13 protein-coding genes are annotated in these 14,286 nt (G+C 34.2%); 10 read left to right on the top strand and 3 right to left on the bottom strand.

The window, feature by feature from the left end; all coding sequences use genetic code 11:
• Nucleotides 1-13: 13 nt before the first annotated feature.
• The 4 genes from C8P70_RS10595 (at nucleotide 14) to C8P70_RS10580 (ending at nucleotide 4,397) form a co-directional block, all read left to right on the top strand.
• Complete coding sequence (locus C8P70_RS10595; protein ID WP_133713297.1) at nucleotides 14-718, top strand: OmpW/AlkL family protein; 705 nt, start codon at nucleotides 14-16, stop codon at nucleotides 716-718.
• A 107-nt stretch (nucleotides 719-825) separates the two neighbouring features.
• Nucleotides 826-2,148 (top strand): MATE family efflux transporter, encoded by a 1,323-nt coding sequence (locus C8P70_RS10590; RefSeq protein WP_133713296.1) that lies wholly within the window; start codon nucleotides 826-828, stop codon nucleotides 2,146-2,148.
• Between the two features lie 93 nt (nucleotides 2,149-2,241).
• A complete protein-coding gene (locus C8P70_RS10585) occupies nucleotides 2,242-4,182 on the top strand; it encodes a heavy metal translocating P-type ATPase (RefSeq protein WP_133713295.1) in 1,941 nt (646 codons plus the stop codon).
• Complete coding sequence (locus C8P70_RS10580) at nucleotides 4,179-4,397, top strand: inorganic diphosphatase (RefSeq protein ID WP_243832699.1); 219 nt, start codon at nucleotides 4,179-4,181, stop codon at nucleotides 4,395-4,397. Before C8P70_RS10585 ends, C8P70_RS10580 begins: the two co-directional genes overlap by 4 nt.
• A gap of 36 nt (nucleotides 4,398-4,433) precedes the next feature.
• Here the strand turns inward: C8P70_RS10580 and C8P70_RS10575 are convergent, their stop codons facing one another.
• Nucleotides 4,434-4,931, bottom strand: a complete 498-nt coding sequence (locus C8P70_RS10575; protein WP_133713294.1) for a DinB family protein — start codon at nucleotides 4,929-4,931, stop codon at nucleotides 4,434-4,436.
• Between the two features lie 207 nt (nucleotides 4,932-5,138).
• On the opposite strand from C8P70_RS10575, the gene C8P70_RS10570 reads away from it, so the two are divergent.
• From C8P70_RS10570 to porT, 3 genes are all read left to right on the top strand, one after another.
• Nucleotides 5,139-5,705 (top strand): GNAT family N-acetyltransferase, encoded by a 567-nt coding sequence (locus C8P70_RS10570; protein WP_133713293.1) that lies wholly within the window; start codon nucleotides 5,139-5,141, stop codon nucleotides 5,703-5,705.
• Between the two features lie 68 nt (nucleotides 5,706-5,773).
• The gene (ubiE, locus tag C8P70_RS10565; RefSeq protein ID WP_133713292.1) at nucleotides 5,774-6,505 is read left to right on the top strand and encodes a bifunctional demethylmenaquinone methyltransferase/2-methoxy-6-polyprenyl-1,4-benzoquinol methylase UbiE; all 732 of its coding nucleotides are present in this window, start codon (nucleotides 5,774-5,776) and stop codon (nucleotides 6,503-6,505) included.
• The gene (gene porT / locus C8P70_RS10560) at nucleotides 6,502-7,299 is read left to right on the top strand and encodes a type IX secretion/gliding motility protein PorT/SprT (protein WP_133713291.1); all 798 of its coding nucleotides are present in this window, start codon (nucleotides 6,502-6,504) and stop codon (nucleotides 7,297-7,299) included. The genes ubiE and porT overlap by 4 nt, the downstream gene beginning before the upstream one ends.
• Here porT and C8P70_RS10555 read toward each other — a convergent pair.
• Nucleotides 7,296-8,033 carry a TrmH family RNA methyltransferase gene (locus C8P70_RS10555; protein WP_133713290.1) on the bottom strand — a complete coding sequence of 246 codons (738 nt, stop codon included), beginning with the start codon at nucleotides 8,031-8,033 and terminating at the stop codon, nucleotides 7,296-7,298. The genes porT and C8P70_RS10555 overlap by 4 nt on opposite strands.
• 24 nt (nucleotides 8,034-8,057) lie before the next feature.
• On the opposite strand from C8P70_RS10555, the gene tamL reads away from it, so the two are divergent.
• Genes tamL through accD form a run of 3 tightly spaced genes read left to right on the top strand, consistent with a single transcriptional unit; the run spans nucleotide 8,058 to nucleotide 12,643 of the window.
• Entirely contained in the window at nucleotides 8,058-10,628 is a 2,571-nt protein-coding gene (gene tamL / locus C8P70_RS10550) for a translocation and assembly module lipoprotein TamL (RefSeq protein WP_449406721.1), read from the top strand.
• 45 nt (nucleotides 10,629-10,673) lie between these two features.
• Nucleotides 10,674-11,741: a class II fructose-bisphosphate aldolase gene (gene fbaA, locus C8P70_RS10545; RefSeq protein ID WP_133713289.1), complete on the top strand. Its 1,068-nt coding sequence runs from the start codon at nucleotides 10,674-10,676 to the stop codon at nucleotides 11,739-11,741.
• A gap of 44 nt (nucleotides 11,742-11,785) precedes the next feature.
• The gene (gene accD, locus C8P70_RS10540) at nucleotides 11,786-12,643 is read left to right on the top strand and encodes an acetyl-CoA carboxylase, carboxyltransferase subunit beta (RefSeq protein WP_133713288.1); all 858 of its coding nucleotides are present in this window, start codon (nucleotides 11,786-11,788) and stop codon (nucleotides 12,641-12,643) included.
• 181 nt (nucleotides 12,644-12,824) lie between these two features.
• Here accD and C8P70_RS10535 read toward each other — a convergent pair whose 3' ends face one another.
• Entirely contained in the window at nucleotides 12,825-14,075 is a 1,251-nt protein-coding gene (locus C8P70_RS10535) for an ABC transporter permease (RefSeq protein ID WP_133713287.1), read from the bottom strand.
• Nucleotides 14,076-14,286 lie beyond the last annotated feature (211 nt).

The following is a 14,286-nucleotide window of genomic DNA, read 5'->3' as shown; positions in this document are numbered from 1 at the left end:
AAAAACAGAAAATATGAAAAGATTATTTTTATCACTGATTGGAGCAACTTTACTGTTCGGCAGTTCTGCATTTGCTCAAGAAACAACAACAAACAAAGAAACTTATAAATGGCAGATGCGTCTTCGCGGTGTCGGAGTAATTCCGCACAACAAGGCTGACATCAGTTCTATTGGAGGACAAATTGACGTGAACAACAATTTTATTCCTGAATTGGATTTTACCTATTTTTTTACTGAAAATCTAGCGGCTGAGTTAATTTTAGGGACATCAAAACACACTGTAGGAACTATAGGGTCTACTTTGGATTTACCACCTGTTGTTAATGGTCCGGCTACTGCCAATGTAGATTTAGGCAGTGTTTGGCTGCTCCCTCCCACTTTAATGATTCAATACCATCATAAATTTGGTGATATTTTTAAACCTTATGTCGGAATTGGAGCAAACTATACTATTTTTTACAATGAAAAATCAGGTGCTGCTCAAGATATCAAATATGACAATAAATTTGGATGGGGGTATCAGTTTGGATTTGATATTGATTTAACAGAAAAATTCTTTATCAACGTTGACTTTAAAAAACTGTTCTTAAAAACAGACGTAACGGTTGATGCATCCAATTTATTATCTTCGGAAGCACCGATAAATGAATTAAAAATACCGGCAAAGGTAAAATTAGACCCAATGTTGATAGGGTTTGGTGTAGGAATGCGTTTTTAAATCTTTATAAAAAACTTTTTACACCTCTGCACTCATCTTGCAGAGGTGTTTTTTTATTGGTCTATTTTTAGCGAGCTTTGTATTTCTTAATATTAGATTAATTAAAAGTGATTTATAAAATTACATTCCGAGATATTAATAAGTTAGCCATTCCCGCTATTTTTTCAGGTATATCAGAATCTATTATTTCACTAACGGATATCGCTATTGTTGGCAATATCAAAGAAAATAGCGTTGAAGCTTTGGCTGCCGTTGGTTTGGTAGGTTCTTTTCTTTCTGCTGTAATCTGGATTGTTGCACAAACAAAGACTTCTATCTCAGCAACGGTTTCTCACCATTTGGGAGCACAAAGGATTTTTGCTGTTAAAACGCTTGTTCCTCAGGCTATTCTTTTCAATTTTATATTGAGTTTACTCTTGTTTTTCTCTACTACATTTTTTGTTCATGAAATTTTTACGGCATACAACGCAGAAGGACTGATTTTGGTTTACGCTAAAGAGTACTATCTCATCAGAGCATGGGGGTTTCCGCTTACGTTAATTACTTTTGCGTTATACGGTGTTTTCAGAGGTCTTCAAAATACAATTTGGGCTATGAAATGCAGCTTAACCGGAGCACTTTTAAATGTTGTTTTGGATATAATACTCGTATATGGAATAGATGGCATTATACCTCCTCTGCACGTAAAGGGTGCGGCGTATGCCAGTATAATTTCGCAAACGGTTATGTTAGGTATGGCTTTTTACTATTTTTTTACCAAAACCCCTTTTAATTTAAAAATAAGAAAGAAAATAAACCCTTCTCTAAAACCATTAATTATAATGAGTTTTAACTTTATCATTAGAACGGCTACTCTAAATCTAGCTATTTATTTGGCAAATGCTTATGCAGCCGATTATGGAAAAAACTATATTGCGGCACAGAGCATTTTAATGAATATATGGCTGTTTTTTTCTTTTTTTATTGACGGTTATGCCAGTGCCGGCAATGCTTTTTCGGGTAAATTACTAGGAGAAAAAAACTATAAAACAATGTGGACTATGAGTAAAGATATCAGTAAATATGCGGTAGTGATTTCGTTTATACTTATTGCTATATGTCTTATCTTTTATAAACACATTGGTTTGATGTTTAATCAAAATCCTGACGTCAATATTTTATTTACATCCATCTTTTGGCTAGTGCTCTTAATGCAGCCTATTAATGCCTTGGCTTACATTTATGACGGAATTTTTAAAGGAATGGGAGATGCTAAATTTTTAAGAAACAATCTTTTGTTTGCTACTTTTTGTGGTTTTATTCCTACACTGCTTCTCTTAGATTATTTTAATTTTAAACTATACAGTATTTGGATTGCCTTTGCTGTTTGGATGCTGTGCAGGAGTTTTCCTTTAATGTACACATTTAAAAAGAATTATGTAAAGAATTAAATATTGCAACAGCATTGCAAACATTCTCGCATATTATTTATATCGGTTATAAGGGTGTATTTTTGATAAAAATAATCGATAATCATTTTTACAATGTCACATCAACATACATGCAGTTGCGATACTTCTAATCACAATCAGGACCACAACCACGATCACGGTAAAATGAATAATAAATTCACAACAGGCATAAGTTTATTTATTCTCTTTTCCGGATTATTTATTACACACATTCTAAAAGCCGATTGGTTTATTCAGAACAATACTTTACAGCTTATTTGGTATAGTTTAGCTTATTTGCCAATTGCTTTTCCAGTACTCAGACAAGCAATAGAATTATCAATCAAAAAAGATTTCTTCAATGAATTTTCACTGATGAGTATTGCAACGATCGGTGCTTTTATCATTGGCGAATACCCTGAAGGAGTAGCGGTAATGTTGTTTTATACCATTGGAGAAATTTTTCAGGAAACAGCTGTTAACAAAGCTCGCGGAAATATAAAAGCCTTATTAGATATCAGACCTAACGAAGCCTCTGTACTCAGAAATAACCAATATATTATTATAAATCCTGAAGAAGTTGAAATAGGAGAAGTCATTCAGGTAAAAGCGGGTGAAAAAATCCCTTTAGACGGAGAACTGTTGTCAGAAAAAGGAAGTTTCAACACCTCTGCTTTGACCGGAGAAAGTAAACCTGCTTCGCATAAAAAGGGAGAGAGTGTACTCGCGGGAATGATTAATCTGGAAAGTGTTATAGAAATAAAAACAACTAAATTATATCAAGACAGCTCTTTGTCTAAGATACTTGAAATGGTACAAGAAGCCAGTGCTCGAAAAGCTCCGACAGAACTGTATATTCGCAAGTTTGCCAAAGTGTACACGCCAATTGTCTTCTTTCTGGCTATTGTTGTTGCTTTTCTGCCTGCCTTATTCGTATCCGATTACATCATGAAAGACTGGATATACCGATCATTGGTGTTTTTAGTTATTTCCTGTCCTTGTGCATTGGTTATATCAGTTCCATTAGGCTATTTCGGAGGAATTGGAGCAGCATCACGAAACGGTATCTTGTTTAAAGGTTCTAATTTTTTAGAATTGATGAGCAAAGTGGATATTGTAGTTATGGATAAAACAGGAACGCTAACTGAAGGTGTTTTTAAAGTTCAGAATATAGAAAGTTTAATTGAAAAAGAGAAATTCACGCAACTCGTTGGCTCAATCGAAAAACAATCTACTCATCCTATAGCCAAGGCAATTGTTGAAGCATTTCCTACTGAAATCATAGCGCAGAATGTACATGAAATCTCAGGAAAAGGATTAAGCGGGGAGATTAATGGTCAAATTGTTTTAGCAGGTAACACTGCGCTTTTAAAGCATTTTAATATTGATTATCCGACACAAATAAACCAGATTACAGAAAGCATTGTCATCGTTGCTCTAGATAATCAATATATCGGTTATATTACTATCGCCGATCAGATTAAAGAAGATTCTCCAAAAGCTATCGAACTAATGAATCAAATGAATGTCAAAAAAACGGTAATGCTAAGTGGAGATAAAGATACTATAGCTCAAAAAATAGCTCAGCAGTTGAATATAAGCTTTGCCAAAGGTGGACTTTTACCTGAACAAAAAGTCAAAGAAATAGAAAAGCTAAAATCCGATAATCCAAACTATACCTTAGCTTTTGTTGGAGATGGAATTAATGACGCTCCTGCATTAGCTCTGAGTGACGTAGGTATTGCCATGGGAGGACTTGGCAGCGATGCTGCTATAGAAACGGCAGATGTGGTCATCCAAACCGACCAGCCTTCAAAAATTGCTACAGCAATTCATATTGGAAAAGAAACACGCAAAATTGTAATTCAAAATATTACGCTTGCATTGGTAATTAAAGTTATCGTATTGATTTTGGGCGCCGGAGGTATAGCTAATATGTGGGAAGCCGTATTTGCCGATGTAGGCGTAGCTCTTTTGGCAATTTTAAACGCAGTCAGAATCCAAAAGATGAAGTTCATAAGTGAATCTGAATAGTAAGTGTTAACAAACATTTCAAAAAGGAAGTTGAGCACTTTTTTAAAGTTTACAAAGATCTTGAAAACAAAACAGTGACAACAAATGGATTTGGAAATAAAGCAGCAGCTGTACAAATGATAAAAGAATGCAAAGAGCGCTTTGACAATCTTGAAAACAAAAAAGAGGGACTTTTTAGTATCTTAAATAAAAAAACCATAAACAAACATTTATAAGCAAGAGGAAACCGAATTTGGTTTCCTCTTGTGTTTTTATTTTACTTTCTGTCTTAAGTACCTTTCTTCAAGTATATCCATATGATGGAGGCTATGCCCCGCAATTATTCTACCCATGGTTTCTACATTTATTGTATTTCCGGCAACTGCAACGGACCGCTTTAATTCATTTTCGTCAAAGTTTTTATACATTAAATAAGTGGCTGTCATCAGACATTCATATTCCCTAAATAAATCATACTGAGATTTTAAAGTCACATCAGCTTCCTTTGCATATTCATTTTCGTCAAACAAAAATAGCGGGTTGTCATCTTTTCTTGCAATATGCATCGCTCTAAAACTAAAAATCCGCTCGCAATCTATCAAATGCTGTACTATTTGTTTAGCTGTCCATTTGTTTTCTGCATAGCAGTAATTCCACTTATTTTCTTCTTCAACCTTTTCTAAAACTTTGGAAATCAAACCCACTCGACTACTCAAGGCGTCTGATACACTTTTATTCTCTAAACGAGAAATATATTGTTCATAAGACATAATTTTATATTGTTACATTAGTTGTTACACAAAAATAAATGATAAAACCTATATCTTTACTTTTCTCATATTAAATATTAAATATTAAATACTATTTATTTTCAAACAATTATTAATTTGTTTGTCTCTATCGATTAAAATTAAAAAAATAGTGTTTATAACTGAATGTAAGGTTTAGTAACTTTGCCAAAAGTAAAAGCAAAATATATGAGTGTAACAATCAGACGAGCCAAAAAAACAGATTTTGATATAGTTCCGAAGCTAATGCTCCAAGCAATGGAAGACATTGTCTTTAGTTTTATACAAAAAAATGATATAGAAGAAGCTATTTATTTTTTAACCAGACTTTTCCAGCAGCCTTCTAACCTGTACAGCTATGAGAACACTTTTGTAGCTATAAACGAAGAGAATGAAATTTTGGGGTCTATTACAGGGTATAACGGCGATTATTTTCATCAACTGCAACAGCCTGTTTTAGATGTAATGAATAATCATTATAACAATCCTACTATTCCTGAATCTGAAACAAATGGTGGTGAATTTTATTTGGATACGATTGCCGTTTCCCCGATGTCACAAGGTAAAGGGATAGGTACTCAACTTTTAAAATACGTTATCGACTATGCACGCGATGAAAATTTTCAACAAATAGGACTTTTGGTAGATATAAAAAATCCGGACGCAAAAAAACTCTATGAAAAACTAGGTTTTAAACAAGATCATAAAATTACTCTTGCAGGAAGTGAATACGATCACTTATCTATTTTATTTTAAACACTATTTCTACTTCTCCAAAATCCTTTAAATTGTATTAGAATAATTATATTTGGCAAAAAAATAAAATGTCTGACAATATTACCCCCTATAAAGAATCTGAATTAGGTAAAAAAAAGCAGGTAGAACAAATGTTTGATACTATTTCAGGCAATTATGATAATCTTAACCGCATGATTTCGCTAGGCACAGATCAGGGTTGGCGAAAGAAAGTGTTAAAACTAGTTGTAGAAACAAACCCAAATACTATTTTGGACATAGCAACAGGAACTGGAGACCTTGCTATTCTATTATCTAAATCCAACGCTGAAAAAATCACTGGATTAGATCTTTCTGCGGGAATGTTAGAAGTTGGAAAACAAAAAGTTAAAGCATTAAACCTCCAAAATCGCATAGAAATGATCCAGGGAGATTCAGAAAATCTTCCTTTTGAAGACAATACCTTTGATGCCATTACAGTAGGTTTTGGAATCAGAAATTTTGAAAATTTAAAAAAAGGTTTATCAGAAATTTTAAGAGTATTAAAACCAAACGGAATTTTTGTTATCTTAGAAACCTCGGTTCCGACAAAATTTCCTTTCAAACAGGGGTACTTTTTTTACACACAAAATATCCTTCCTTTTATGGGAAAACTATTTTCGAGGGATCAAAAAGCATATAAATATTTGTCTGACTCTGCTAAAAATTTCCCTTTTGGCGAAGAGTTGAACAATATTTTGAGACAAGTTGGGTTTAAAAATGTAAAACACCAACCTCAAACTATGGGAATTGCAACGATTTATTCTGCATCTAAATTATGAAAAAACTTTTTGTAGTATTACTGTTTTTATTGATGAGTGCCAATTCATTTGGTCAGTGGATATTTGGAAATAAACCTTTGATAAATAAACCTGAATGGGATAAACAGCGTGTGCATTGGGGCTATTATTTAGGTTTTAACTCTTTTAATTTTCATTTTGATTATGACAAGGCATACTACACCCGACTTCAGGAACTCAAACAACAATATCCGGGAGGTTATTCAGAAATACAGGTAAACTCTTCGATCGGATTTAACGTAGGTCTTGTCGGGAATCTCCGCATTATGGAATACATTGATTTACGATTTGAGCCCGGGTTGGCATATACAAAACGCGATTTAACCTTTCCTCAACCGTTAATTCACGACTATTATAACAATCAGCTAAACAGAGCTATTCCATCCCCAGAAGAAATCAAAAACTCTTCTACCAAAAGTATTGGCTCCACCTATCTGCATTTCCCTTTACTTTTGAAATTTTCGGCACTCCGCACCGGAAATATCCGTCCTTATGTTTTAGGTGGTTTCTCTGTAGATTTAAACCTCAGTAGTAATCACGGATCTTCTGACGACAATTATGAAGGTATTTGGCGAATGAAGCAATGGACCACCAATTATGAAGTAGGCGTGGGAATAGATATTTATTTTGAATATTTTAAATTCTCTCCTTCCATCCGAGGAGTTTTCGGCATAAACGACGAATTAATCAGAGATTATAATTCAGATAGTCCGTGGACGGGTAATATTTCGTCCATGAAAACAAGAGGAATTTTCGTAAACTTTACATTTCACTAAAAATTTATACGTCTAAATTCGCTTAAAACAATAGAAGCAGCCATTGCCACATTTAAGCTCTCCGTTTGCTGTAGATCTCCAAAACGCGGAATTGTCAGTCTTTCAGTGATTAACTGCTGAATTGAGTCCGAAATGCCATTGGCTTCATTCCCCATAACTATAATTCCCTTTTGCGGCAATTTTATTTGTTTATAAATATTTTTCCCTTCCATAAAAGTCCCGTAAACGGGTAGGTTTTTAGTTTCATTTATCATTTGATGTAAATTCCCGTATACAATATTTACTCTGGAAAGAGAGCCCATCGTTGCCTGCACGACCTTTGGATTATATACATCTACTGTTTCCTCAGTACAAAAAATATTCTTTATTCCAAACCAATCGCATAACCTGATTATGGTACCTAAATTTCCGGGATCTCTTATATCGTCCAAAGCTAAAATAAGATCACTATAATCCGGCTTTTCTACTTCGGGTATCTTAAATATTCCAAGACAATTTGAAACTGTTATTAAGGCAGATATCTTTTTCATTTCTTCTGTAGTAATCATCTTTTTAGGAAAAGACAAAGCTTCAAAATCAATTTCTTCTGTACAATAGACACATTCTACTTCTAAAGAAGAGTTTACTAATTCGCGGATTACCTTGATTCCTTCTGCAATAAATAGCTTATACTGTTTCCTGTATTTCTTTTGATGCAAGCTTTTTATTAATTTTATTTGGTTTTTTGTAACCATAAAAACTGTATTTTTGAACAATAATTGAATACTACCTTGAGCAAATTTTTATCAAAAATAGCATTAATTATACTAATCTGCATGACTTTTTTTTCGTGCTCGTTAACCAAACGAGTACCGAAAGACAAAGTATTGCTTATGGAGAACTCCGTTTTTGAAAACGAAAAAAAAACAAGTAAAGAGGATGTTCTCAGCCAATTATACCAGCGTCCGAACAGTTCTTTACCGCTGATTGGCTTCAGATTGCGATTGCATCTTTATAATCTCGCTAAACCCAATGCAGATTCTACTTATCATTTATGGCTGAAAAATCACCCAAAAAGTGAAAAAGCGCTAACTTCTATTTTGTCAAAAAAACAAGTAAACCGATTGGGAGAATCTTTTGCTATCTCAGGGTTTAACAATTTTCTGATGAGAACAGGCGAAGCTCCTGTTTTATATGACAGTTTAAAAACTGAGAAATCACTGGTAAGATTAAAAAACTATTACTTTAACAAAGGATATTTTGACACGAAAGTTGAGAATAAAATAGATTCTATTAATATACAAAAAGTAAAATCAACCTATTTAGTTAAAACGGGGGAACCATATTTTATCGATAGTCTGAGTACTTCTATACAGACACCTGCACTTGCTGAATTATATGAAAAAACAAAAACACAAAGTATTATCAAGCCCAATACCGCTTTTAATGTCAAAAACTTTGAAGCAGAACGGACAAGACTAACTAACTATTTCAGAAACAGTGGAGCATATTACTTTCAGGAGTTAAATATCCGCTATGAAGTTGACACTATTATCAACAAAAAAAACAAAGCTAATATCAATCTGATTATAGATCAGCAAACGGTAAAATCTGGTGATACGCTAACTCGCGTTCCTTTTAAATTATACAATATCAGCGAGGTTAATATTTTTACAGATAACTTGTCCAAAGAAAAAGAATATGTCTTAGACAGTGTACAATATAACAATTTTAATATTTATAGCTTAGGCAAATTAAAATACAAACCAAAAGCTCTTACAGATGCTATTTTTATCAATAAAGATACTCGGTTTAGTGATTTCAGACGCATTCTCACCTCCCGCTCTATTAGTAATTTAAGAATTTTCAATTATCCATCTATAGAATATGTTGAAGACAAAAGAGACTCCACCGGTCAGTCTTTAATCACCAACATTTATCTTACTTCGAGAAAAAAAATGACGTTTAATCCTTCTTTTGACATCACTCATTCCAATATTCAGGATTTCGGAATCGGAGGAAGTATGGGATTATTTTTTAGAAATATCTTCAGAGGAGCTGAAGTTTTAGAAATTGGACTAAGGGGAAGTATCGGTTCATCAAGGCAAATGAATAATCCTAATGATGTTTTCTTTAATGTTACTGAGTACGGAACCGATGTAAAACTCACATTTCCCCGCTTTTTGTTTCCTATAGCAGCAAACAAAATTATTCCTAAATCAATGCTCCCGACGACCTCCATGAGCTTCGGGCTTTCCAGACAAAAAAATATAGGTTTAGACAAAAATAACTTTACGGGAATTGTAAACTATTCATGGTATCCTTCGCGGAAAAACAGTTTTAGTCTAGATTTATTAAATGCACAATACGTTAGAAATACCAATCCAAACAATTATTTTTCGACCTACAAATCCTCCTACAACAGCTTAAATCAAATTGCAGACAAATATGATGTAGATTCTTCATATTACAATGAGGACGGAATGCTGACCATACAAGATGGTGGAGCAGACTCTTTTATTTTTGACGCTTTAAATCCGTCAGATCCCTTAAATATAAGTGATGCAGATTATGATTTAGTAAAAAGTATTTACGAAAGAAAAGTAAGACTTTCCGAAAACAACCTCATCCTTGCTTCTAATTTAACATTTACCTCTTCTACGCGCACTAATATAGATGACAATAGCTTTCACACTATTAAAGCAAAGGTAGAATCCGCAGGAGGACTAATGAGTCTGCTCATGAGTAATTCAAAAGTGGGGTCAACAGGGAAAAAAACTTTTATGGATGTAGAATTTTCGCAATACATCAAAACCGAACTTGACTTTATTAAATATTGGGATTTAGGAAAACAGCAGGTAATTGCCCTTCGTGCATTTGGAGGTATTGCCATTCCTTACGGGAACTCTAATTCCATTCCGTTTTCGCGAAGCTATTTCACAGGTGGCTCCAATGACAACAGAGGGTGGCAACCTTATCGTTTAGGTCCGGGAAGAAGCGGTGGAGTTCTTGATTTCAACGAAGCAAACATGAAAATATTTTTCAGTACAGAATACCGTTTTAACATCACAGGAAAATGGTATGGCGCACTGTTTGTTGATGCCTCCAATATCTGGGATATTTTTAGCGATATAGAAGATAAAGATTATACTTTTAACGGTATTTCTTCTCTCAAAGACCTGGCTTTCAGTTCTGGTTTTGGTATCCGCTATGATTTCAGTTTTTTTGTCTTCCGCTTAGACATGGGCTTTAAAACGTATAATCCATCTATTGAAACCAATCGCAAATGGTTTGAGGAATTTAACATCAAAGAGTCCGTCTTAAATGTTGGAATCAATTATCCTTTCTAATTAAATAATAATTGTATTTTTGTAAAAATTAATCACACAACAACTATGGCTCATAATATTAAACCCGGTGTTGCATTTGGCGATCAGGTGCAAGAAATTTTTAAATACGCAAAAGAAAAAGGGTTTGCATTACCCGCTGTAAACGTTACCAGTTCAAGTACTATCAATGGAGTATTAGAAACTGCAGCAAAATTAAATTCGCCTGTTATAATCCAGTTTTCTAACGGAGGAGCTGCTTTTATGGCAGGAAAAGGATTATCTAATGAAAATCAAAAAGCAGCAATTGCCGGAGCAGTTGCCGGAGCAAAACATATACACACTTTAGCAGAAGCCTACGGTGCCACAGTTATTCTACATACTGATCATTGTGCTAAAAACCTATTGCCATGGATTGACGGTTTGTTAGAGGCAGGAGAAGAGCACATGAAGCAATTTGGAAAACCTCTGTTCAGCTCGCATATGATTGATTTATCTGAAGAACCTATAGAGGAAAACATATCCATCTCAAAAAAATACCTGGAGAGAATGGATAAACTCGGAATGACTTTGGAAATAGAGTTGGGAATTACAGGCGGCGAAGAAGATGGAGTTGATAACACCGATGTAGATTCTTCAAGGCTTTATACACAGCCGGATGAAGTGGCTTATGCCTACGAAGAACTTTCTAAAATCAGTCCACGTTTCACTGTAGCAGCAGCATTTGGGAATGTTCACGGAGTATATAAACCCGGAAATGTAAAACTGACTCCGATTATTCTTAAGAACTCACAAGAATACGTAGCTAAAAAATTTAATTTGAAACACAATCCTGTTGATTTTGTGTTTCACGGCGGTTCAGGTTCTTCTTTAGAAGAAATAAGAGAAGCTATTTCGTACGGAGTAATTAAAATGAATATTGATACTGATCTTCAATTTGCATATACCGAAGGAATCAGAGATTATATGACTTCCAAAATTGAATATTTAAGAACACAAATAGGCAGCCCTGACGGAGCAGATGTACCTAATAAAAAACACTATGATCCGAGAACATGGGTTAGAAAAGGCGAGCTGACTTTTAACGCAAGATTAGAAGAAGCGTTTAAAGACTTAAACAACGTAAACACGCTGTAATATTCAGTTATTGTCAAATTACTATCAACAAAACAAAACATTTTATGGCTTGGTTTAAGAGAAAAGAAAAAGGAATTCAAACTCCAACAGAGAACAAAAAAGACACACCAAGAGGATTGTGGTATAAATCTCCTACTGGAAAAATAATTGATTCTGACGAGTTAGAAGAAAATTTATGGGTAAGTCCGGAAGACGGATACCACGTTCGAATCGGCAGTAAAGAATATTTTGAAATCCTTTTTGACGACAACGACTACAAAGAGATAGCCAAAAGTCTTACTTCAAAAGATATTTTAAAATTTGAAGACACTAAAAAATATGTAGATCGCTTAAAAGAAGCTACCAATAAAACACAGCTCAACGATGCTGTTAAAGTAGCAGTGGGAAAATCTAAAGGAGAAAAATTAGTAGTTGCGGCAATGGACTTTGCCTTTATCGGAGGTTCGATGGGATCTGTAGTAGGTGAAAAAATAGCTCGTGGAATTGATTATTCTCTAAAACACAAAATTCCTTTTTTGATGATTTCCAAATCAGGAGGTGCACGTATGATGGAAGCAGGTTATTCATTGATGCAAATGGCTAAAACTTCTGCAAAGCTAGCTCAATTAAGCGATGCCAAAATCCCTTACATTTCACTGTGTACAGATCCAACTACGGGAGGTATTTCTGCTTCTTTTGCCATGTTGGGCGATATCAACATTGCGGAGCCCGGAGCTTTGATAGGCTTTGCAGGACCACGCATTGTTAAAGATACTACAGGAAAAGATTTACCGGAAGGATTCCAAACTTCTGAGTTTTTATTAGAGCACGGGTTTTTGGATTTTATCACCCACCGCAAAAATTTAAAGAAAAACGTTAACTTATATTTAGATCTTATTCTGAACAAACCTATCAGACATTAATTAATAGGACAATCCCAAAAATATTTTTTAATAGCAGATTGATTTTAAATATTAGAATATCTTTATTAATAAGAAAGCCGACATTTTATCATGTCGGTTTTCTTATTAATATTAGATTTAACTTTTTTTTATCGTCAAAACAAATACAACAATAAGTTAGTATTGTATGTTCTTTACTTTTTTACATCCCTGTACGAATAGCCTCAACCGGATCTAATTTTGCTGCTGAACGCGCAGGCAGCACCCCGGATATTAAACCGATAAATGCAGATAAACTCAAGCCAATTAAAGCATTGGAGAAACTGAGCACAAACTTAAAATCTACCAGTGCAGAAGCTATTTTTGTAATTGCAAAAACCATCAACAGTCCTATAGCACCGCCAATCAAAGCCAAAATAACTGCTTCAAACAAAAATTGAAATAAGATAAATCTATTTTTAGCTCCTATGGATTTTTGAATCCCAATTAAATGCGTTCGCTCTTTAACAGACACAAACATGATATTGGCAATTCCGAAACCACCAACCAGCAATGAAAAACCACTGATTATCCAACCCACTACATTCATTTGAGCAATAATTTTATCAACAAACTCCAATAAGCCACCAAACACATTGACAAAAAAATTGTTATCATCCCCTATCTTCAATCCTCTGTAGAGTCTTAATTTCACGCCTATTTCTTCTTCAAACTGCTTTATATCCACGTTTTTAAGTGGTTTTACAATAATTACAGGAGTCATAAAAGTACTATTATCCCCATACATTTGCCGCATCAGATTTACCGGAAAATAAGCACTGCTATCCTGGTCGCCTCCAATATTAATCGATCCTTGCTTTTCAATCACCCCGATAACCGTAAAGTTCCGTCCGTACATTCTTACCTCCTTCCCAATCGGATCTGTATTTTTAAACAGCGTTTTTGCCACCTCAAAACCGATAATTACTACCGGAGCGCCTTTGGCAGATTCGGCTTCATTAAAAAATCTTCCTTGCGAAATTTTTACATTATCTAAATACTGCATATCTGAACTGCAAGGACGAACGGAAATCTGATTGACATAATTGTTTTCATATTTCATCGTTTCAGACTGGGCAAACAAATTATAAGAGATATATTCCACGCCATTTAGGTTTCGCTTTAAATAGTCGTACTCTTCATACTTCATCTTCGGAAATTGCTCCACTTTCCATTTAGGCACCTCTGTAGGGCCGAAAGAATGGTTAAAAACATAAATCATATTGCGGTCAAACCCGCTCAATTCAGATTTTATATTTCTATCCATAGAATCAACCGCAGCCAAAACAGCTATAATAGAAAAAATACCGATAGTTACTCCTAAAAGAGAAAGTAGCGTTCGCAGTTTGTTTGTTCGCAAGGCGTTGATTGCAAACCTAAAACTACTAACCAATAATCTAAAATACAAAATCACTACAAATATTTTTCTAAGTAGATAGCTAACAAATTAGTCGTTTTTTTTCGTTTTTGTTACACTTTACAAATAAATATTTTTAATCTACTTATTTTTGATGATCAATTCCATTTATAACCCGTGGTGCATTTGTATAAGTATTGAATAAAAGTTGTGCAATTTACTAAAAAACAGTAAATTGCAGTTACCACACAAACAATTCAATGCACAA

It is taken from the genome of Myroides indicus, assembly GCF_004364575.1.
Classification (GTDB): Bacteria; Bacteroidota; Bacteroidia; order Flavobacteriales; family Flavobacteriaceae; genus Flavobacterium; species Flavobacterium indicum_A.
This window is presented reverse-complemented; position numbering and strand designations above follow the sequence as displayed.

Bases quoted from the DNA above. Each gene is read 5' to 3' on its own strand.
- C8P70_RS10595 (WP_133713297.1), top strand. From the start codon at position 14: ATGAAAAGATTATTTTTATCACTGATTGGAGCAACTTTACTGTTCGGC.
- C8P70_RS10585 (WP_133713295.1), top strand. From the start codon at position 2,242: ATGTCACATCAACATACATGCAGTTGCGATACTTCTAATCACAATCAG.
- C8P70_RS10575 (WP_133713294.1), bottom strand. From the start codon at position 4,931: ATGTCTTATGAACAATATATTTCTCGTTTAGAGAATAAAAGTGTATCA.
- C8P70_RS10570 (WP_133713293.1), top strand. From the start codon at position 5,139: ATGAGTGTAACAATCAGACGAGCCAAAAAAACAGATTTTGATATAGTT.
- ubiE (WP_133713292.1), top strand. From the start codon at position 5,774: ATGTCTGACAATATTACCCCCTATAAAGAATCTGAATTAGGTAAAAAA.
- porT (WP_133713291.1), top strand. From the start codon at position 6,502: ATGAAAAAACTTTTTGTAGTATTACTGTTTTTATTGATGAGTGCCAAT.
- C8P70_RS10555 (WP_133713290.1), bottom strand. From the start codon at position 8,033: ATGGTTACAAAAAACCAAATAAAATTAATAAAAAGCTTGCATCAAAAG.
- fbaA (WP_133713289.1), top strand. From the start codon at position 10,674: ATGGCTCATAATATTAAACCCGGTGTTGCATTTGGCGATCAGGTGCAA.
- accD (WP_133713288.1), top strand. From the start codon at position 11,786: ATGGCTTGGTTTAAGAGAAAAGAAAAAGGAATTCAAACTCCAACAGAG.